We start from the raw sequence: 18,110 nt of genomic DNA on the forward strand, positions 1-18,110 counted from the left end.
GCCGCGGCGGCCGCCGCCGGGCTCAGCCGCTTTGCAGCGCGCCGCGCACGTGGGCGATCAGGTCTTCCAGCACGCGCTCCTTGTGCAGCACCGCCTGCACGCCCAGCGCATGGGCGTCCTGGGTCAGCGCGTCGCTGACGTAGCCGGAGCTGATCAGCACCGGCAGCCCGGGATGGCGCTCGCGCACCGCCTGCGTCAGCGCCAGGCCGTCGCCGTCGGGCATGTTGAAGTCGGTCACCAGCACGGCCGCCTCGCCGGGCGCCTGCGCGAGCGCGTCCAGCGCCTGCCTGGCATTGCTGCACAGCCGCACGCGGTAGCCGGCGCGTTCGAGCAGGGCCTGCACGGTCAGGCGCATCACGTCGTCGTCGTCCACATAGATCACCAGCGGCCGGCCGCGTGGCGGCGGGCTGTCGTCCGGCAGGCCGGCCCACTCGGAGGCGGCGACCTCGACGGCGTCTTCGTCCAGCCCCGGCAGGTCGACGTGGACGCTGGTGCCCTGGCCCGGCTGGCTTTCGACGTGGATGTGGCCGTGGTGGGCCAGCACGATGCCGTGGACGACGGACAGCCCCAGGCCGCTGCCCTGGCCGACGGCCTTGGTCGTGAAAAAGGGCTCGAACACCCGCGCCAGCGTCGCGGCGTCCATGCCGCGGCCGTCGTCGCGCACCGTCAGGCGCACCGGCGCGACGGCGTCGCCCGGGCCGGCCGGCAGCCGCTGCAGCGCGACCTCGATGCGGCCGCCGTGCTCGGGCAGCGCCTGCGCGGCGTTGGTGCACAGGTTCAGCAGCACCTGCTGCAGCTGGGCCGCGTCGGCGCTCACCCACAGCGGCCGCTCCTCGTAGTTCAGCACCAGGGTCACGCCGGTCCGGCGGTTGGCCTGCAGCAGCGCGAGCGCGTGGCGGGCCTCCTCGACCAGGTCCACCGGGCGCAGCTCCAACGCCTGGTGGCGGCTGAAGGCCAGGATCTGCTGCACCATGCGGCGCGCGCGGCGCCCGCCGCGGGCCACCAGGTCCAGCGGCGCCAGCGCCGGGTGCCCGGCCGGCAGCATCCCGCTGGCGAGGCTGACGTTGGCCAGCACGGCGCCCAGCACATGGTTGAAGTCGTGGGCGATGCCGCCGGCCATGGTGCCCAGCGCCTCCATCTTCTGCGCCTCGCGCAGCTGCGCCTCGAGCTGCTGGCGCTCGGCCTCGGCGGCGACGCGCTCGCTCAGGTCCACGTCCACGCAGTAGAGCTGCGCCTCGCCGGACAGGCTGCGCTGCATGGTGTGGCTGGAGAACACCGGCACCGGCGAGCCGTCCTTGTGGCGCAGCACCAGCTCTTCCGCCGGCACGGAGACGACGCCGGATTCCAGCCACTGCCGCGTGCCTTCGATGACGAGCTCGCGCATCTCGGGCGGGATGATCAGGTCTTCCAGCTGCCGGCCCAGCGCCTCCTCGCGGGTGTAGCCGTAGAGCTGCTCGCTGGCGCCGTTCCAGAAGATGACGCGGCGCTGGTGGTCGTAGCCCTGCACCGACACGCGCTGCAGGCCCTCGACCAGCGCGCGGAAGCGGGTCTCGGTTTCGGCGATGGCCTGCTCGGCCCGCTTGGTGTCGCTGACGTCCTGGCAGACGCCGTCCACGGCCAGCACCTGGCCGCCGCCGTCGCGCACCGCGGCGGCGCGCAGGCGCAGCCAGCGTGGCGTGCCCGACGCGGCGCCGACCCGGAAGCTGTGCTCGACGGGCGACGGGGACGACAGGCAGGTGGCGAGCGCCTGGCGCAGGCCCTGCCGGTCCGCCGGGTCGACGCCCTCCAGCACGGCTTCCCAGTCGGGCTCGCTGCCGGCCGGCTGGCCGAGCAGCGCCGCGGCCCGGCCGGACAGCGTCAGCCGCATGGTCGGCAGCGCCAGCGTCCAGGTGCCGAGGTCGAGCAGGTCGGTCGCCAGCTGCAGCAGGTGGTCCTGGCGCGCGGCCGGCGCCGGAGCGCCGCCCGGGTTCGGTTCGGTGTGGATGGCCATGTCGGGAACTGGTATTGAACCGCGAGCCTAGCCCAAGGTGGTGCGGCCTGCCGCCCGTGGGCCCTTCATGATCCGGCGGAAACCGTGAAGCCTGCCGGTCCGGAAGCCCGTTTCAGCCGCCCAGCACGAGCGCGCGGTCCACCCAGCGCCACTGCCCGGGCACGAGGTCGGCCGGCAGCGCCAGCGCGCCCAGCCGCGAGCGGTGCAGCGCCTCCACCCGGTTGCCTACCGCCGCCACCATGCGCTTGACCTGGTGGTATTTGCCCTCCAGCAGCGTCAGCCGCAGCAGCGTCCCGTCGACGATCTCGGCGCCCTCGGCCCGGGTGGTCTCGGGTGGCCGCTGGTATTTGCCTTCGGGCTCCTTGAGCTCGACGCCGGCCAGCAGCTGCTCGGCCATGGCCGGCGTCAGCGGGTGCTTGCAGCGCGCCTCGTAGACCTTGGGCACGTGGTGCTTGGGCGAGGTCAGCCTGTGGATCAGCGCGCCGTCATCGGTCAGCAGCAGCAGGCCGGTGGTGTCTTCGTCCAGCCGGCCGATGGGCTGCACGCCGCGCTCGCGCAGCGGCGCCGGCAGCAGGCTGAGCACGCTGGGGTGGTGCTTGGGCTTCTGCGAGCACTCGTAGCCGGCGGGCTTGTTCAGCATCACGAGCGCTTTTTCGGCATAGGGCCAGGCCTGGCCGCCGACGTCGAAGCACAGGCCCTCGGTGTCGAACTCGGCCCCGGGGTCGTCGACGACCTGGCCGGCGACGCGCACCTCGCCGTGCGCGATCAGCCCGGCGCACAGCCGCCGGGTGCCGAAGCCTTGGGAGAAAAGGATCTGGTCGAGTCGCAGGCGTTGGGGCATGGGCCGGATTGTCGCCGGCCCATGCCCCGGGGGCGCCTCAGGCGAAGACGCCGGCCGTATCCTGCATCCGCGCGCTCACCTCGCCCAGGTGGTGCAGGGTGTCGCCCCACTGCATCTCCATCGCGGTCAGGCGCTTGAAGTAGTGGCTGCCGGCGTACTCGTCCGTCACGCCGATGCCGCCGTGCATCTGCGTGCATTGCTGGCCGACGAAGCGCATGGCCTGGCCCAGCTGCACCTTGGCCTGCGACAGCGCGCGGCGGCGCACGGCGGGCGCGTCGCCCAGGCGCAGCGTGGCGAAGTAGCTCATCGAGCGGGCCAGCTCCAGCTGCATCTTCACGTCGGCCGCGCGGTGGCGCAGCGCCTGGAAGCTGGCGATGGCGACGCCGAACTGCTTGCGCGTGTTCAGGTACTCGACGGTCAGCGCCAGGTAGCGCTCCATCACGCCGACGGCCTCGGCGGCCTGCGCGGCGATGCCGACGTCGGCGGCCAGCTCCAGCAGCGCGAAGCCCTGGCCGGGGCCGGCGATCAGCTGCGCGGGCGTGTCGGCGAAGTGGACCTCGGCGGCGCGCGAGCCGTCGTGCAGCGAGTAGGCGCGGGTGTGCAGGCCGGCCGCGCCGCGCTCGACGAGGTAGAGGGCGATGCCGTCCGCCGCGTCGTCGGCGCCGGACACGCGCGCCGGCACGATGAAGGCATCGGCCAGGTCGCCGGCTGGCACCAGGCTCTTCACGCCGGTCAGCTTGCCGTCGGCGGCGCGCGTGGCGACCTGGTTCAGCCGGTAGCGCGACCGAGCCTCCTGGTGGGCCAGCACGACCAGCGCCTCGCCGCCGGCGATGCGCGGCAGCCAGGCGGCCTGCAGCGCGTCCGGCGCGTGGCGCAGCACGGCCGGCGCGATCAGCGCGCCCTGGGCCACGGGTTCCAGCACCAGGCCGCGGCCCAGCTCCTCCATCACCACCATGGCCTCGACGGCGCCTTGCCCCAGGCCGCCGTGGGCCTCGGGCACGGCCAGCGCGGTCAGGCCCAGGCCGGCCAGGCCGTCCCAGGCGGCGCGGTCGAAACCGCCGGCGCGGGCGATCTGCGTGCGGCGCTCGAAGCCGTAGTCCTTGTCGACGAAGCGGCGCACGGCGTCGCGCAGGGCCTGCTGGTCTTCAGAAAAATCGAAATCCATTTGCGCTGTCTCCAATCAGCCCAGCACCGTCTGCGCGACGATGTTGCGTTGCACTTCGTTCGAGCCGCCGTAGATCGTGGTCTTGCGGACGTTCAGGTAGTTGCCGGTCACCGGGATCGCGTGGCCGGCGCCGCCCAGCCAGGCGCCGCCCAGCCACTGGTCGCCCTGCCAGCCGGCCTCCATGGCCTCGTGGATGTGCGGCAGGGCCAGCGGGCCGCCGGCCAGCATCATCAGCTCGGTGTAGCGCTGCTGCAGCTCGCTGCCGCGGATCTTCAGCAGGCCGGCCACGTCCAGCGGCTGCTTGCCGGTGCGTTCGCCGGACAGCACGCGCAGCACCATCATCTCCAGCGCGACGACGTCCACCTCGCACAGCGCGATCTGGTCGCGGAAGCGCTGGTCGTCCATCAGGCCCTCGGCGGCGGCGATGCGCTTCAGGCGCTCCAGCTCGCGCTTGGCGCGGTTCACGTCGGCGATGTTGGTGCGCTCGTGGGACAGCAGGTGCTTGGCGTAGGTCCAGCCCTTGTTCTCCTCGCCGATGAGCTGGTCGGCCGGCACCTCGACGTTGTCGAAGAACACCTCGTTCACCTCGTGCTCGCCGTCCAGCATGATGATGGGCTTGACGGTCACGCCGGGCGACTTCATGTCGATCAGCAGGAAGGAGATGCCGGTCTGCGGCTTGCCTTCCGTGGAGGTGCGCACCAGGCAGAAGATCCAGTCGCCGTACTGGCCCAGCGTGGTCCAGGTCTTCTGGCCGTTGACGATGTACTTGTCGCCCTGGCGCTCGGCGCGGCACTTGACGGACGCCAGGTCCGAGCCCGAGCCCGGCTCGCTGTAGCCCTGGCTCCACCAGACCTCGCCGCTCATGATGCCGGGCAGGAAGCGCTGCTGCTGCTCCGGCGTGCCGAAGGCCATGATCACCGGCGCCACCATCACCGGGCCGAACGGCACGACGCGCGGCGCGCAGGCGAGGGCGCATTCCTCCTCGAACAGGTGGCGCTGCACGGCGTTCCAGCCCGGGCCGCCGAACTCCTTGGGCCAGCCCCAGCCGTGCCAGCCCTTCTGGCCCAGGATCTTGGCCCAGCGCTGGTGGTCGTCCTTGTTCAGCCGCAGCGAGTGGCGCACCTTGTGCGCGATGTCGGCCGGCAGATGGGCGCGCACCCACTCGCGCACCTCGGCGCGGAAGGCCAGTTCGGCCTCGGTGAAGTTGAGGTCCATGTCGTGTCGTTTCGTGATGGGAACGCCGGAATTTTTAGCACGGTCGTTCGCATTTGCGCTGTCCGGCGAGGGACAGCCGCGCGCGGGCGTCAGCGGCGCAGCTCCAGCGTCATGACGTCGTTGTCGCGCCGCATCTGGAAGCGGCCCAGGAAGCTGTTGCCGAGCAGCACATGGCCGAGCGCGGCCGGAACGACGACGGCCTCCACGTCCCGCACCTCGACGGCGCCGACCCGCACGCTGGCCAGCATGATCCGGGAGGCCGGCACCGCGCCGTTGGCGGTATGGGCGACGACGCGCTGGCCGTCCCGGTAGCGCAGGCCGAGCTTGTCGGCCTCGGCCTGGCCGATGGCGAGGGTGGTGGCGCCGGTGTCCACCAGGAAGGTGGTGGCGTGGCCGTTGATGGCGCCCGGCGCGGTGAAATGGCCGCCCGGGCCGGCGGGCAGCGTGATCTGCGACGCGGGTGGCGCGCCGGCCGCGAGCACGCGCGCGGGCGCGGCGCCCAGCACCAGGGTCTGGCGCCGCCCGCCCGCCTCGACGACGGCGCGGCCGGCCTCCAGCGCCACCAGCTTCACGCCGCCGCTGCTGGCGCCCACCTGCAGCGTGCGGGGCTCGCCGTCGATGAGCAGCAGCGCCGCGCGCGTGCCCAGCATGCCGTTGAGCTGCACCGCCGGCTGCGCCGGGGCGGCCGGCGGCAGCAGTGCCAGGCCCAGCAGCGCGGCGACCAGCGGCGGCCGGGCCATCTTCAGTCGCGGAAGTTGTTGTAGGTCAGCGGCGTGTCGCTGAAGCCCTTTTTCAGGTGCGCGATCGCGGCCTGCAGGTCGTCGCGGTTCTTGCCGGTCACGCGCACCGCGTCGCCCTGGATGCTGGCCTGCACCTTGAGCTTGCTCTCCTTCAGCGAGGCGACGATCTTCTTGGCCAGCGTGGCCTCGATGCCTTCCTTGATCTTGTAGACCTGGCGCAGCTTGTCGCCGCCGAGCTTCTCGACCTTGTCCTGCTTGTCGAGGAAGCTGATGACCACGTCCTGCTTGGTCAGCTTGCCGTACAGCACGGCCTCGATCTGTTCGAGCTGGAACTCGCTGTCGCCGGTGGCGTGGATTTCCTTGTCCTTGAGCTCGACCTTGGCGCCGGTGCCCTTGAAGTCGAAGCGGGTGCCGATCTCCTTGATGCTGTTGTCCACGCCGTTGCGGATCTTGACGTGATCGGGTTCGAGGACGGTGTCGAAGCTGGGCATGGCAGTGGCCGGTAGATGAATCGGCGAAAATTTTCCCATGTCTGCAGCCCTTTCCCTCCCCTCGAACGAAGCCCCGGGCCTCGTGATCGAGACCGACGTGAACCTCAAGCCCTACAACAGCTTCGCGCTGCCCGCCGTCGCGCGCCGCCTGGTGCGCATCCGCGAGGCGGCCGACGTGCGCCGCGTCGTCGACCACCCCGAGCTGGGCCGCGCGCCCAAGTTCGTGCTGGGCGGCGGCAGCAATCTCGTGCTGACCCGCGACGTGGACGCCGTCGTGCTGAAGGTGGAGATCCCCGGCATCCGGCTGCTGGAGGCGCGCGAGGACGCCTGGATCGTCGAGGCCGGCGCCGGCGTCGCCTGGCATGCGCTGGTGCAGTGGACGCTGGACCACGGCTACCCGGGCCTGGAGAACCTGGCGCTGATCCCCGGCACCGTGGGCGCCGCGCCGGTGCAGAACATCGGCGCCTACGGCATCGAGGTGAAGGACCGGCTGGAGGCGGTGGAAGTGATGGACCTCGTCACCGGCCGGCCGGCGCTGCTGCCGGCCGCGGTGTGCCGCTTCGGCTACCGCGACAGCGTGTTCAAGCACGACGGCTTCGGCGGGCTGGCGGGCAAGAGCGTCATCACCCGCGTGCGGCTGCGCCTGCCGCGCCCCTGGCGGCCGGTGCTGGGCTACCTGGAGCTGGAGCGCAAGATGGCCGAGACGGGCATCGCGGCGCCGGACGCGCGGCAGATCTTCGACTGGATCGTGGCCGTGCGCCGCGCCAAGCTGCCGGACCCGGCCGCCATCGGCAACGCGGGCAGCTTCTTCAAGAACCCGGTGGTCACCGCCGAGCAGTGCCGCGACATCATCGGCCGCGACCCCGGCATCGTCCACTACCCCATGGCCGACGGCAGCGTGAAGCTGGCGGCCGGCTGGATGATCGACGCCTGCGGCTGGAAGGGCAAAAGCGTCGGCGGCGCGGCCGTGTACGACAAGCAGGCGCTGGTGCTGGTCAACAAGGGCGACGCGCGCGGCGCCGAGGTGGTGACGCTGGCACGCGCGATCCAGGAGAGCGTCTACGGCCGCTTCGGCATCCGGCTGGAGCCGGAGCCGGTGGTCGTTTAAGGCGCGCCGCTCAGCCTTCCAGCTTGGGCAGCCCGCCGCCGGCCAGCAGGCCCACGCCGGTGTAGACGCCCAGCTTGCCGCGCGTGTCGCTGATGTCGAGGTTGCGCATGGTCAGCTGGCCGATGCGGTCGGCCGGGCTGAAGGCGCCTTCCACCTTTTCCATGCTCAGCCGCTCGGGCGCGTAGGTGAGGTTGGGGCTGCGGGTGTCCAGCAGCGAGTAGTCGTTGCCGCGGCGCAGCTCGATGGCCACCTCGCCGGTGATGGCGCGCGCCACCCAGCGCTGCGCGGTCTCGCGCAGCATGATGGCCTGCGGGTCGAACCAGCGGCCCTGGTAGAGCAGGCGGCCGAGCTTGCGGCCGTTGTCGCGGTAGAGCTCGATGGTGTCTTCGTTGTGGATGCCGGTGACCAGGCGTTCGTAGGCGATGTGCAGCAGTGCCAGGCCCGGCGCCTCGTAGATGCCGCGGCTCTTGGCCTCGATGATGCGGTTCTCGATCTGGTCGCTCATGCCCAGGCCGTGGCGGCCGCCGATCTGGTTGGCCTCGGCCAGCAGCGCCACCGGGTCGCGGTACTCGACGCCGTTCAGCGCCACGGGCAGGCCTTCCTCGAAGCGCACCGTGACCGCCTCGGCCGGGATCGCCACGTCGTCGCGCCAGAAGGCCACGCCCATGATGGGGTTGACGATCTTGATGCCGCTGTTCAGGTGCTCCAGGTCCTTGGCCTCGTGCGTGGCGCCGAGCATGTTGGAGTCGGTGGAGTAGGCCTTCTCGGCGCTCATCTTGTAGGCGAAGCCCTTCTCCGTCATGAAGGCGGACATCTCGGCGCGGCCACCCAGCTCGTCGATGAAGGCCTGGTCCAGCCAGGGCTTGTAGATCTTCAGCGCCGGGTTGGTCAGCAGGCCGTAGCGGTAGAAGCGCTCGATGTCGTTGCCCTTGTAGGTCGAGCCGTCGCCCCAGATGTTGACGCCGTCGGCCTTCATCGCCGCCACCAGCATGGTGCCGGTCACGGCGCGGCCGATGGGGGTGGTGTTGAAGTAGGTCACGCCGGCGGTGCTGATGTGGAAGGCGCCGGCCTGCAGCGCGGCCAGCCCTTCGGCGACCAGCTGCGCGCGGCAGTCCACCAGCACGGCCTTCTCGGCGCCGTAGAGCATGGCCTTGCGCGGGATCTCGTCGTAGTCGGGCTCGTCGGGCTGGCCCAGGTTCGCGGTGTAGGCGTAGGGCAGGGCGCCCTTGAGCTTCATCCAGTGCAGCGCGGCCGAGGTGTCGAGGCCGCCGGAGAAGGCGATGCCGACCTTCTGGCCGACGGGAACGGATTGCAGGATCGTGGACATGGTGACGGGTCTCTTCAGGCGACGAGGTTCTGCCACTCGGGGTGGCGCTTGATGTAGGCGTTGACGTAGCTGCACGCGGGCACGACCTTCAGGCCCTGCTCCCGGGCCCAGGCCAGGCCGGCTTCGACGAGCCGGGCCGCCAGGCCCTGGCCCTGGTAGGCCGCGGGGACGACGGTGTGGGTGAACACCACGTGGCTGCTGCCCAGCTCGTAGTCGAGCATGCTGGTGGGCGTGGTGGGCAGCGTGAAGCGCCGGTGGTCGGGGTCGTGCTGCGGCGTCATGGCGCGGCCTCCTTCAAGGCGATGGGATGGATCTCGACCGCCGCGTTCGCGGTCGACACGTAGACGCTGCCGTCCTGGATGCTGACCTGCAGCTGCATGCTGCGCTCGGCCAGCCGGGCCAGCGCCTGCGACTGCTCGGCCGGGATCTGCCAGACGGCGAGCCTCGGCGCGCGCGTGAGCTTGCCGGCCAGGCCGCGCCACCAGACCTCGGTGCTGGATGCATAGCTGTAGACGCTGACCCGCTCGCTGCGGCCGTGGGCCTTCATCAGCCGGCGGTCGTCGGGCTGGCCCAGGTCGATCCAGTGCGCGACCTCGCCGGTCAGGTCCAGCTGCCACAGCTCGGGCTCGTCCACGTCGGACAGCCCCTTGGTGAACTCCAGCCGGCCGCGCAGCTCGTCGGCCGGCACGTGCAGCGCGAAGGCCAGCACGCGGACCATCATGCGTTCGTCGGTCTCGCTGGGGTGGCGGGCGAGGGTGAGGCTGTGGTCGCCGTAGACATGGCGGTCCATGTCGGCGATCTGCAGCTGGGCTTTGTGGATGGTGGCTTTGAGCGCCATGCAGGACTTCGTAACAGACGGAGGGCAGCCGGCGATTATCGGCGCGAAGCCTCGTGGCATCATTTCGCCTCCCGTTCCGAACCTTCGCAACCCGCGTTGCGCTCCTGCCATGAAACGCATCCTCCTCCCGCTGGCGCTGGTCGTCGCCGTCTCCGCCCAGGCGCAGATCACCAACAACCCCAAGGCCAAGGTCGACCCGAAGAACAACAGGGTCGCCAACCCGGTGGTGGCCAAGCCCAAGCCCAAGCTGATGTCGCGCGACGAGCTGCGCGCCTGCATCGACGCGCAGGAGGCCAACAGCAAGGAGTCCGAGGCCATCAAGGCCGACCAGGCCGCCTACAAGGCCAACGCCGAGAAGCTCAAGGCCGAGAAGGTCGAGATCGAGGCCGGCGAGGCCGCGCTGGGCAAGCAGGTCAGCGACGTGAAGGCCGAGAAGGAAGCCATCCTGGCCGACCACGCCGCGCTGACCGCCGAGGCGCCCAAGCTGTCCAAGGAAGACCTGAAGGCCCGCAACGAGGCCTACCAGGCGCGCGCCAACGGCTTCAGCAAGCTGTTCGACGCCGTCAAGGCCGCCGATGCCGAGCAGGGCGCCAAGCGCAAGGCCTTCTCCGACAAGGTGGACGCGCTGAACGACCAGTTCAAGGCCATCGAGGAGCGCACCGAGAAGCACTTCGACGCCAGCGACAAGTGGAAGGCCGAGTGCCAGAACAAGGCCTACGACGAGAACGACGAGAAGGCCATCCGCAAGGAAAAGGCCGCCGCAGCAGCGGCCGCGGCAGCCGCCTCCGCCGGCAAGTGACCCGGCCCTGCCGCTGACCCCCACGGGCCGCCTCCGGCAAGGAAGCGGCCCGTTTGCTTTGCCTCCGAGGATTTCCGCGCATGACCGACAACCCGCTGCTGCAGGACTGGCCCGGCCCGCATGGCCTGCCGCCCTTCGCCGCCCTCCGGCCGGCGCACTTCCAGCCCGCCTTCGACGTCGCGCTGGCCCGCCACCGCGCCGAGGTGGACGCCATCGCCGCCCAGGCCGAGGCGCCCACGTTCGCCAACACCATCGCCGCGTTCGATGCCAGCGGCCGGCTGCTGACCCGGCTCGAACACCTGTTCCACACGCTGGCCGCGTCGGCCACCTCCCCCGAGCTGCAGGCCGCGCAGCGCGCGCTGGCGGCGCCGCTGGCCGCGCACAACAGCGCCGTCTACATGCACGCCGGCCTGTTCGCGCGCGTGCAGGCACTGTTCGAGCAGCGCGACCGCCTGGGCCTGCCGGCCGAGGCGCGGCGGCTGCTGGAGCGCGTGCACCTGGACTTCCTGCGGGCCGGCGCCCGCCTCGCGCCCGAGGCCCGGGCGCGCTACGCCGCCGTCATGGCGCGGCTGGCCGAGCTGAACACGCGCTTCGCGCAGAACGTGCTGGCCGCCGAGAGCGGCTACCAGCTGCGCCTGGACAGCGAGGACGAGCTGGCCGGCCTGCCGGGCTTTCTGCGCGCGGCGGCCCGCCAGGCGGCGCGGGAGCGCGGGCTGGGCGAGGGCACCCATGTCGTCACGCTGTCGCGCTCGCTGATCGTGCCCTTCCTGACCTTCAGCGCCCGGCGCGACCTGCGCGACCAGGCCTGGCGCGCCTGGGTCGGCCGGGGCGACGGCGACGGCGCCACCGACAACCGCGCGCTGTGCCGCGAGATCCTCGCGCTGCGCGCCGAAGCCGCGCGGCTGCACGGCCATGCCTGCTATGCCGACTTCGCGCTGGAGGACACCATGGCCCGCCACCAGGGCGCCGTCATGGACCTGCTGGAGCGCGTGTGGCGCCCGGCGCTGGCCGCCCAGGCCCGCGAGCGCGAGGCCGTGCGCGGCGCGATGGCCGCGGCCGGCGCGACGCATGCGCTGGAGCCCTGGGACTGGCGCTTCTACGCCGAGCAGGCCCGGCGCGCCCGCTTCGAGCTGGACGAGGCCGAGGTCAAGCCCTACTTCCCGCTGGACCGCATGGTGGCGGCGATGTTCGACTGCGCGAGCCGCTTGTTCGGCCTGCGCTTCGAGACCCGGCCCGACATCGCCGGCTACCACGCCGACGTGCGCGCCTGGGAGGTCTTCGGCGCCGACGGCGCGTGCTGCGGCCTGTTCCTGCAGGACAACTTCGCCCGGCCGACCAAGCGCAGCGGCGCGTGGATGAACCCGCTGCGCAACCAGAGCCGCGCGCTCGGGGCCACGCCGGTCATCCTGAACAACAACAACTTCGCGCGCGGCGCCGCCGGCGAGCCCACGCTGCTGAGCTTCGACGACGTGCGCACGCTGTTCCACGAGTTCGGCCACGGCCTGCACGGGCTGCTGTCCAGCGTCGAGCATGAGCGCCTGGCCGGCACGCAGGTGCTGCGCGACTTCGTCGAGCTGCCGTCGCAGCTCTTCGAGCACTGGATGGCCGAGCCGCAGGTGCTGAAAAAGTTCGCCCGCCACTGGCAGACCGGCGAGCCGCTGCCCGACGCGCTGCTGGCCCGGCTGCAGGCCGCGCGCCAGTTCGGCCAGGGCTACGAGACGCTGCGCTACACGGCCAGCGCCCTCGTCGACATGGCCGCCCACGCGCTGCCGGACGCACCGGACGACGTGGTGGCCTTCGAGCGCGACGTGCTGGCCCGCCGGGGCCTGCCGCCGGAGGTGGGCATGAACCACCGGCTGACGCATTTCCAGCACCTGTTCAGCAGCGCCAGCTACGCGGCGGGCTACTACGTCTACCTGTGGGCCGAGGTGCTGGACTGCGATGCCTTCGATGCCTTCGCCGAGGCCGGCGACCCCTTCGACCCGGCCGTCGCGGCGCGGCTGCGCGAGTGCATCCTGTCGGTGGGCAACAGCGTCGAGCCCGGCGAGGCATTCCGGCGCTTCCGGGGGCGGGATCCGGTCGTGGAGCCCATGCTGAAGGACCGGGGGCTGCTGGCATGAGCACCGCGCCGGGCCGCCCCAAGGCGGGGGCCATCGACGCGGACGCCAGCGCGCTGGTGCTGGTGGACTACCAGGCGCGCCTGATGCCGGCCATCCATGACGCGGCGGCCGTGGCGGCCCATGCGGTGCTGCTGGCGCGGGCCGCGCGCCTGCTCGGGATCCCGGTGCTCGGCACGGAGCAGAACCCGGCGGGCCTGGGGCCGACCGTGGCGCCGCTGCGGGCCGAATGCGACAGCGTCCTCGCCAAGACGCATTTCGACGCCTGCGCCGATGGCCTGCTGGCCGCGCTGGACGCCGCGAAGCCGGGCTGCGGCGAGATCGTCATCGCCGGCTGCGAGGCCCATGTCTGCATGATGCAGACGGCGCTCGGGCTGCTGCGCGCCGGCAAGCGGGTCTGGGTGGTCGCCAATGCCAGCGGGTCGCGCCGTGCCGGCGACCCTGCGGCGGCGATGGCCCGGCTGGCGTGGGCCGGCGCCGGCATCGTGACGCACGAGATGGTGCTGTTCGAATGGCTGGACGACTGCCGGCATCCGCGTTTCCGCGAGGTGCTGGCGCTCGTCAAGTCGGCCGGCTGACGCGCGGCCCGGCACGTGCCTAGGCTTCCGGCCGCCGCCAGAGCCAGACCGCCACGCCGGCCATCAGCGCCGGCAGCGCGATCCTGGCGGCCAGCGGCAGCGGCGACAGCGCCAGCACGACGGCGCTGCAGCCCATCATCACCGTGGCCAGCCACTTGGCCCGACGCGGCACCGCGCCGCGCTCGCGCCAGCGGCGGATGGTGTCGCCATGCGTCGGGTGGTTCAGCAGCCAGGCCTCCAGCGCCGGCCAGCCCTTGCCGCCCGCCCAGGCGGCCAGCAGCAAAAAAGGCACCGTCGGCAACCCCGGCAGCAGCACGCCGAGCAGCGCCAGCGCGACGCTCAGCAGCGCCACGGCACGCCAGAGCAGCCGGGTCGCGGTTTGGCGCATGGGCTACTTCAATCCACCGCTGAGGAACTGCTGGAGGCGCTCGCACTGCGGGCGCAGCAGCATCTCTTTCGGGTTGCCTTCTTCCTCGACCTTGCCCTGGTGCAGGAACAGGCAGTGGTTGGACACCTCGCGCGCGAAGCCCATCTCGTGCGTGACGACGACCATGGTGCGGCCCTCGGCGGCGAGGTCGCGCATGACCTTGAGCACCTCGCCGACCAGCTCCGGGTCCAGCGCCGACGTGGGCTCGTCGAACAGCATGACCTCCGGGTCCACCGCCAGCGCACGGGCGATGGCGACGCGCTGCTGCTCGCCGCCCGACAGCTGCGCCGGGTGGACGTGGGCGCGGTGCGCGACGCCGACGCGCGCCAGCAGCGCCTGCGCGCGCTCGACGGCCTCGGCCCGCGGCCGGCCCAGCACGTGCACGGGCGCCTCGATGACGTTCTCCAGCACCGTCATGTGCGCCCACAGGTTGAAGTTCTGGAACACCATCGCCAGCCGCGCGCGCCAGCGCTGCAGCTGCTTCGCGTCGGCCGCCTTCAGGCTGCCGTCGCGGTCGCGCACGAGCTTCAGCGCCTCGCCGCCCAGCGCGAGCTCGCCCTCGTGCGGCTGTTCCAGCAGGTTCAGGCAGCGCAGGAAGGTGCTCTTGCCCGAGCCCGACGAGCCGATCAGCGTGACGACGTCGCCGCGCGTCGCGGCCAGCGAGATGCCCTTGAGCACCTCGCGCTCGCCGAAGCGCTTGTGGATGTTGGTGGCCTGGAGTTGGATGGTCATGTCGTCAGTGTCTCTTTGCGGGCCGAGCGCCGGGCCGCAGGCGATGTGCGAGCGGGGCACACCCCGCTCGCATCGCCGCACCCTCGGGGGACCGGCCAGTCCGGCCCGCGTTCAGCGGGGCCGGAATGGGCGAGGGGCCTCATCTCACGCCCCAAGCAACTTGCCGGTGCGCGTCGCTTCGCGGCCGGCGACCTTGGCGACGCGCATGCCGGCATAGGCGAAGCGCAGGAAGTCGCGCGCGAACAGCAGGCCGTCCACGGGGCTCTTCAGTTCGGTGACTTGGGCCGTGATGGGGTCGATGACCTGGGCCAGCACCTCGCCGGCCTCGACCTCGGCGCCGACTTCCTTCACGAAGGTCAGCACCCCGGCCACCGGCGCGGTGATGGGCATGCTGCCGGCCAGCGGGCGGGCGTCGCCCTGCGGCTCGGGCAGCGCGGGCCGGTCGCCGGCGATCAGGCCGCGCCAGCGCAGGAAGTCGATGAGGCGGTCAGCGTCGGCCTCGGCCAGCTCGTGCGTCACGTCGGCCGCGCCGCGCAGCTCGACGGTGACGGACAGACAGGCCTGCGGCACCGGGAAGCGGCCGGCGAAGCGCCGCGCCCATTTCCACCAGACCTGGGAGCAGGCCTCGTCGAAGGGGCTGTCGCCGGACTCCTGCGCGGTCAGCGTCAGCCGCGCGCCGAGGAAGCGCGCCAGCGGCTCGCAGTCGGGCCAGCAGGGCGTCTCGGTGTAGAGGTGCAGCAGCGCCTGGGCGTCGCAGTGCAGGTCGAGCACGATGTCGGCGTCGCAGGACAGGCCCAGCAGCGTGCGGCGCAGCGACTGCAGCTCGGTGGTGGCGGGCGAGGCGGCCACGGCCGCCTTCAGCGCGCGGCGCAGCGTGGCGACGTTGGCGGCGGCGTCCGCGCCGAGCTGCGCCTCGACGGCGTCGGCGACGGCCTCGGTCTGCTCGGGGTAGTGGCGGTTGAAGTTCTCGCCGGTCGTCAGCTCGAAGCGGCCCTCGTGCATGTGCAGCAGGTGCTGGGCCAGGCCGATGGGGTTGGCCATCGGCACGAGGACGATCTCGCCGGTGATCTGGCCGGCCGCGTCCAGCGCGTCCAGCCGCCGGCGCAGGTGGTGGGCGGCCAGCATGCCGGGCAGCTCGTCGGCGTGCAGCGAGGCCTGGATGTAGGCCTTCTGGCCGCCGCTGGCGCGGGCCTCGGGGCCGTAGTGCAGCGACACCAGCTCGCGCTGCGTGCCGGGGGCGGGGGAGAGGAGGGCGTGGCGGACGGTTTGCATGGTCAACGGTTCATCATCGGTTTCAGCCAGCGCTGCTCGGCCCAGCGGAACAGGCCGACCAGGCCGAGGGTCAGCACGAAGTAGAAGGCGCCGGCCGTGATGAAGGCCTCGAACGGCAGGTAGTACTTGGCGTTGATGGCGCGGGCGGCGCCGGTCAGGTCCAGCAGCGTGACGATGCTGGCCAGCGAGGTGCCGTGCAGCATGAAGATGGCCTCGTTGCCGTAGGCCGGCAGCGCGCGGCGCAGCGCGGCGGGCAGCACGATGCGGCGCAGCATCAGCGCCCGGCCCATGCCGAGCGCCTTGGCGGCCTCGATCTCGCCCGCGGGCAGCGCGCGGATGCTGCCGGCGATGATCTCGGTCGTGTAGGCCGCCGTGTTCAGCGTGAAGGTCAGCCAGGCGCAGAAGGTGGCGGACGACAGCCAGGGCCAGGCGACGCTCTCGCGCACCGCGTCGAACTGCGCCAGGCCGTAGTAGACGAGGAACAGCTGCACCAGCATCGGCGTGCCGCGGAACACATAGGTGTAGGCCCAGACCAGGCGCGACGCCAGCCCGCGGGAGACGGTGCGCACCACGGCCAGCGGCAGCGCCAGCGCCAGCCCGCAGCCGAGCGACAGCAGCAGCTTCAGCGTGACGAGCAAGCCCGCCAGGTACATCGGGAAGTTCTCGGCGATGGCGTCGAAGTTCATGGGTTCGCCCCTCGTGCGGCGCGCTGGCAGGCGGCTTCGGGCGGCCGGGCGGGGCTCACAGCGCCCCTTCCCGCACGCCGATGGCCAGGCGCTTTCTCGCCCAGTTGAAGCCCAGCTCGGACAGGCTGGTGAAGGCCAGGTAGATCAGCGCCACGGCGAGGTAGAAGCTGAAGGGCTCGCGCGTGGTGCCGGCGGCCTGCTGGCCGCGCGTCATCAGGTCCGACAGGCCGATCACCGAGACGATGGCCGTGCTCTTGATCAGCACCAGCCAGTTGTTGGACAGCCCCGGCAGCGCGTGGCGCAGCATCTGCGGCGCGGTGATGCGCCACAGCACCCGGCGCGGGCTCATGCCATAGGCCAGGCCCGCCTCGCGCTGGCCCGGCGGCACGGCCAGGAAGGCGCCGCGGAAGGCCTCGGTCAGGTAGGCGCCGAAGATGAAGCCGATGGTCAGCACGCCGGCCACGAAGGGGTCGATGTCGATGTAGTCCTCGTGGCCCAGCATCGGCGCCACGGTGTTCACCGCCAGCTGGCCGCCGTAGAAGATCAGCAGCATCAGCAGCAGGTCGGGCACGCCGCGGATCAGCGTCGTGTAGACGCCGGCCAGGCCCCGGGCGACGCGCGAGCGCGACAGCTTGGCCAGCGCGCCGGCCAGGCCCAGCGCCGCGGCGACCGCCAGCGACGACAGCGCCACCGCCAGCGTGACGGCCGCGCCTTCGAGCAGGCTGGGGAGGAAACCGTGCAGCAGCATACCGATGTCACGCGCTAGCGGCGGACTGGCGCCGGGCCGCTCCCAAGCCGGCCCGCAGGCGATGTGCGCGCGGCTCCATGCCGCGCGCATCGCCGTCCCCCAGGGGGCTGAGGCCGGACACGGTGAGCCCGGTGGGCTCGCCGTGCCTGCCGAAGGGCAGCGGGCTGGTGGCCCGCTGCGCGGTCTGCAAGACCGACCAGATTCGCTCGCGTTCAGCGACGCGAGGCTGGGCGAGGGGCCTCATTTCAGCGGCGCGATGTCGTAATCGAAATACTTGCCGGCCAGCTTCTTGAACGTGCCGTTGGCCCGCAGCGCGTCGATGGCGGCATCGAACTTCCGGCCCAGCGTCGCCTCGTCCGCCTTGCGCATGCCCACGCCCGAGCCGACGCCGAAGATCTTGTCGTCGTTGATCGGGCCGCTGGCGAACGCGAAGCCCTTGCCCTCGGGCTTCTTCAGGAAGCCGAAGTCGGCGGCCGGCGAGTCCATCAGCGTGGCGTCGATGCGGCCGCTCTTGAGGTCCAGGAACACCTGGTCCTGGCTGCCGTAGCGCACGATCTCGCTCTGCTTGAAGGTGGCGTCCGCGTAGGCCTCGTGCGTCGTGCCGCGCTGCACGCCGATCTTCTTGCCCTTCAGGCCGGCGGCGCTGGGCTCCAGCTTCGCGCCGGCCTTGGCCACCAGCCGCGCCGGCGTGTTGTAGTAGGGCTTGGAGAAGCCGATGACGCGCCGGCGCTCCTCGGTGATGGCGACGCTGGCGAAGATGGCGTCCACCTTGCGCGACTGCAGCGCCGGGATCAGGCCGTCGAAGTCCTGCTGCACCAGCGTGCATTGGGCCTTCATCTCGGCGCAGTAGGCCTGCAGCAGCTCGATCTCGAAGCCCTTGAGCTTGCCGTCGGGGCCGATCTCGGAGAACGGCGGGTAGGCGCCTTCGACGCCGATGCGCAGCTTCTTCCACTCGGGCGCCTGGGCCTGCGCCAGCGAGGCGGCGAGGGACAGCGCGGTCAGTGCAAACAGGACGTTCTTCTTCATGTCGGACCTC

19 protein-coding genes are annotated in these 18,110 nt (G+C 71.8%); 4 read left to right on the forward strand and 15 right to left on the reverse strand.

What is annotated here, in order from left to right; genetic code table 11:
• Nucleotides 1–22 precede the first annotated feature (22 nt).
• The 6 genes from QM788_RS14950 to QM788_RS14975 all read right to left on the reverse strand — a co-directional run bounded on the left by QM788_RS14950 (nt 23) and on the right by QM788_RS14975 (nt 6,442).
• Complete coding sequence (locus QM788_RS14950; protein WP_415662253.1) at nt 23–1,990, reverse strand: ATP-binding protein; 1,968 nt, start codon at nt 1,988–1,990, stop codon at nt 23–25.
• 112 nt (nt 1,991–2,102) lie between these two features.
• Complete coding sequence (locus QM788_RS14955; protein ID WP_415662994.1) at nt 2,103–2,819, reverse strand: pseudouridine synthase; 717 nt, start codon at nt 2,817–2,819, stop codon at nt 2,103–2,105.
• Between the two features lie 49 nt (nt 2,820–2,868).
• On the reverse strand, nt 2,869–3,996 hold the full coding sequence (locus QM788_RS14960; protein WP_415662254.1) for an acyl-CoA dehydrogenase family protein: 1,128 nt from the start codon (nt 3,994–3,996) through the stop codon (nt 2,869–2,871).
• A gap of 15 nt (nt 3,997–4,011) precedes the next feature.
• Complete coding sequence (locus QM788_RS14965) at nt 4,012–5,211, reverse strand: acyl-CoA dehydrogenase family protein (protein ID WP_415662255.1); 1,200 nt, start codon at nt 5,209–5,211, stop codon at nt 4,012–4,014.
• 89 nt (nt 5,212–5,300) lie between these two features.
• Nucleotides 5,301–5,951, reverse strand: a complete 651-nt coding sequence (locus QM788_RS14970; protein ID WP_415662256.1) for a TIGR02281 family clan AA aspartic protease — start codon at nt 5,949–5,951, stop codon at nt 5,301–5,303.
• 2 nt (nt 5,952–5,953) lie between these two features.
• Nucleotides 5,954–6,442 carry a YajQ family cyclic di-GMP-binding protein gene (locus QM788_RS14975; protein ID WP_415662257.1) on the reverse strand — a complete coding sequence of 163 codons (489 nt, stop codon included), beginning with the start codon at nt 6,440–6,442 and terminating at the stop codon, nt 5,954–5,956.
• A gap of 37 nt (nt 6,443–6,479) precedes the next feature.
• Between QM788_RS14975 and murB the strand changes: the two genes are divergently transcribed.
• A complete protein-coding gene (murB, locus tag QM788_RS14980) occupies nt 6,480–7,550 on the forward strand; it encodes a UDP-N-acetylmuramate dehydrogenase (RefSeq protein ID WP_415662258.1) in 1,071 nt (356 codons plus the stop codon).
• 10 nt (nt 7,551–7,560) lie between these two features.
• Here the strand turns inward: murB and argG are convergent, their stop codons facing one another.
• The 3 genes from argG to QM788_RS14995 are packed head-to-tail and all read right to left on the reverse strand — an operon-like array spanning nt 7,561 to nt 9,715.
• The gene (gene argG / locus QM788_RS14985; protein WP_415662259.1) at nt 7,561–8,877 is read right to left on the reverse strand and encodes an argininosuccinate synthase; all 1,317 of its coding nucleotides are present in this window, start codon (nt 8,875–8,877) and stop codon (nt 7,561–7,563) included.
• A 14-nt stretch (nt 8,878–8,891) separates the two neighbouring features.
• Complete coding sequence (locus QM788_RS14990) at nt 8,892–9,158, reverse strand: GNAT family N-acetyltransferase (protein ID WP_415662260.1); 267 nt, start codon at nt 9,156–9,158, stop codon at nt 8,892–8,894.
• Nucleotides 9,155–9,715, reverse strand: coding sequence for a YaeQ family protein (locus QM788_RS14995; protein WP_415662261.1), 561 nt, complete (start codon nt 9,713–9,715; stop codon nt 9,155–9,157). The genes QM788_RS14990 and QM788_RS14995 overlap by 4 nt, the downstream gene beginning before the upstream one ends.
• Nucleotides 9,716–9,824: 109 nt before the next feature.
• On the opposite strand from QM788_RS14995, the gene QM788_RS15000 reads away from it, so the two are divergent.
• The 3 genes from QM788_RS15000 (at nt 9,825) to QM788_RS15010 (ending at nt 13,209) form a co-directional block, all read left to right on the forward strand.
• Entirely contained in the window at nt 9,825–10,514 is a 690-nt protein-coding gene (locus tag QM788_RS15000; protein WP_415662262.1) for a hypothetical protein, read from the forward strand.
• An 80-nt stretch (nt 10,515–10,594) separates the two neighbouring features.
• Entirely contained in the window at nt 10,595–12,634 is a 2,040-nt protein-coding gene (locus QM788_RS15005; protein WP_415662263.1) for a M3 family metallopeptidase, read from the forward strand.
• A complete protein-coding gene (locus QM788_RS15010; RefSeq protein WP_415662264.1) occupies nt 12,631–13,209 on the forward strand; it encodes an isochorismatase family protein in 579 nt (192 codons plus the stop codon). Before QM788_RS15005 ends, QM788_RS15010 begins: the two co-directional genes overlap by 4 nt.
• A gap of 19 nt (nt 13,210–13,228) precedes the next feature.
• On the opposite strand, the gene QM788_RS15015 is transcribed toward QM788_RS15010, so the two are convergent.
• From QM788_RS15015 to QM788_RS15040, 6 genes are all read right to left on the reverse strand, one after another.
• Nucleotides 13,229–13,597: a YbaN family protein gene (locus tag QM788_RS15015; RefSeq protein WP_415662265.1), complete on the reverse strand. Its 369-nt coding sequence runs from the start codon at nt 13,595–13,597 to the stop codon at nt 13,229–13,231.
• 3 nt (nt 13,598–13,600) lie between these two features.
• Nucleotides 13,601–14,368: an ABC transporter ATP-binding protein gene (locus QM788_RS15020; RefSeq protein ID WP_415662266.1), complete on the reverse strand. Its 768-nt coding sequence runs from the start codon at nt 14,366–14,368 to the stop codon at nt 13,601–13,603.
• Between the two features lie 144 nt (nt 14,369–14,512).
• Entirely contained in the window at nt 14,513–15,640 is a 1,128-nt protein-coding gene (locus QM788_RS15025; RefSeq protein WP_415662267.1) for a succinylglutamate desuccinylase/aspartoacylase family protein, read from the reverse strand.
• A 2-nt stretch (nt 15,641–15,642) separates the two neighbouring features.
• Nucleotides 15,643–16,326: an ABC transporter permease gene (locus QM788_RS15030; protein ID WP_415662268.1), complete on the reverse strand. Its 684-nt coding sequence runs from the start codon at nt 16,324–16,326 to the stop codon at nt 15,643–15,645.
• A 55-nt stretch (nt 16,327–16,381) separates the two neighbouring features.
• Complete coding sequence (locus tag QM788_RS15035) at nt 16,382–17,074, reverse strand: ABC transporter permease (protein ID WP_415662269.1); 693 nt, start codon at nt 17,072–17,074, stop codon at nt 16,382–16,384.
• 240 nt (nt 17,075–17,314) lie between these two features.
• Nucleotides 17,315–18,100, reverse strand: a complete 786-nt coding sequence (locus QM788_RS15040; RefSeq protein ID WP_415662270.1) for an ABC transporter substrate-binding protein — start codon at nt 18,098–18,100, stop codon at nt 17,315–17,317.
• Nucleotides 18,101–18,110 lie beyond the last annotated feature (10 nt).

The organism is Roseateles sp. (assembly GCF_047654785.1).
In the GTDB taxonomy this organism is placed as follows: Bacteria; Pseudomonadota; Gammaproteobacteria; order Burkholderiales; family Burkholderiaceae_C; genus Pelomonas.

Bases quoted from the DNA above. Each gene is read 5' to 3' on its own strand.
- QM788_RS14950 (WP_415662253.1), bottom strand. From the start codon at position 1,990: ATGGCCATCCACACCGAACCGAACCCGGGCGGCGCTCCGGCGCCGGCC.
- QM788_RS14960 (WP_415662254.1), bottom strand. From the start codon at position 3,996: ATGGATTTCGATTTTTCTGAAGACCAGCAGGCCCTGCGCGACGCCGTG.
- QM788_RS14965 (WP_415662255.1), bottom strand. From the start codon at position 5,211: ATGGACCTCAACTTCACCGAGGCCGAACTGGCCTTCCGCGCCGAGGTG.
- QM788_RS14970 (WP_415662256.1), bottom strand. From the start codon at position 5,951: ATGGCCCGGCCGCCGCTGGTCGCCGCGCTGCTGGGCCTGGCACTGCTG.
- QM788_RS14975 (WP_415662257.1), bottom strand. From the start codon at position 6,442: ATGCCCAGCTTCGACACCGTCCTCGAACCCGATCACGTCAAGATCCGC.
- murB (WP_415662258.1), top strand. From the start codon at position 6,480: ATGTCTGCAGCCCTTTCCCTCCCCTCGAACGAAGCCCCGGGCCTCGTG.
- argG (WP_415662259.1), bottom strand. From the start codon at position 8,877: ATGTCCACGATCCTGCAATCCGTTCCCGTCGGCCAGAAGGTCGGCATC.
- QM788_RS14990 (WP_415662260.1), bottom strand. From the start codon at position 9,158: ATGACGCCGCAGCACGACCCCGACCACCGGCGCTTCACGCTGCCCACC.
- QM788_RS14995 (WP_415662261.1), bottom strand. From the start codon at position 9,715: ATGGCGCTCAAAGCCACCATCCACAAAGCCCAGCTGCAGATCGCCGAC.
- QM788_RS15000 (WP_415662262.1), top strand. From the start codon at position 9,825: ATGAAACGCATCCTCCTCCCGCTGGCGCTGGTCGTCGCCGTCTCCGCC.
- QM788_RS15005 (WP_415662263.1), top strand. From the start codon at position 10,595: ATGACCGACAACCCGCTGCTGCAGGACTGGCCCGGCCCGCATGGCCTG.
- QM788_RS15010 (WP_415662264.1), top strand. From the start codon at position 12,631: ATGAGCACCGCGCCGGGCCGCCCCAAGGCGGGGGCCATCGACGCGGAC.
- QM788_RS15015 (WP_415662265.1), bottom strand. From the start codon at position 13,597: ATGCGCCAAACCGCGACCCGGCTGCTCTGGCGTGCCGTGGCGCTGCTG.
- QM788_RS15020 (WP_415662266.1), bottom strand. From the start codon at position 14,368: ATGACCATCCAACTCCAGGCCACCAACATCCACAAGCGCTTCGGCGAG.
- QM788_RS15025 (WP_415662267.1), bottom strand. From the start codon at position 15,640: ATGCAAACCGTCCGCCACGCCCTCCTCTCCCCCGCCCCCGGCACGCAG.
- QM788_RS15030 (WP_415662268.1), bottom strand. From the start codon at position 16,326: ATGAACTTCGACGCCATCGCCGAGAACTTCCCGATGTACCTGGCGGGC.
- QM788_RS15035 (WP_415662269.1), bottom strand. From the start codon at position 17,074: ATGCTGCTGCACGGTTTCCTCCCCAGCCTGCTCGAAGGCGCGGCCGTC.
- QM788_RS15040 (WP_415662270.1), bottom strand. From the start codon at position 18,100: ATGAAGAAGAACGTCCTGTTTGCACTGACCGCGCTGTCCCTCGCCGCC.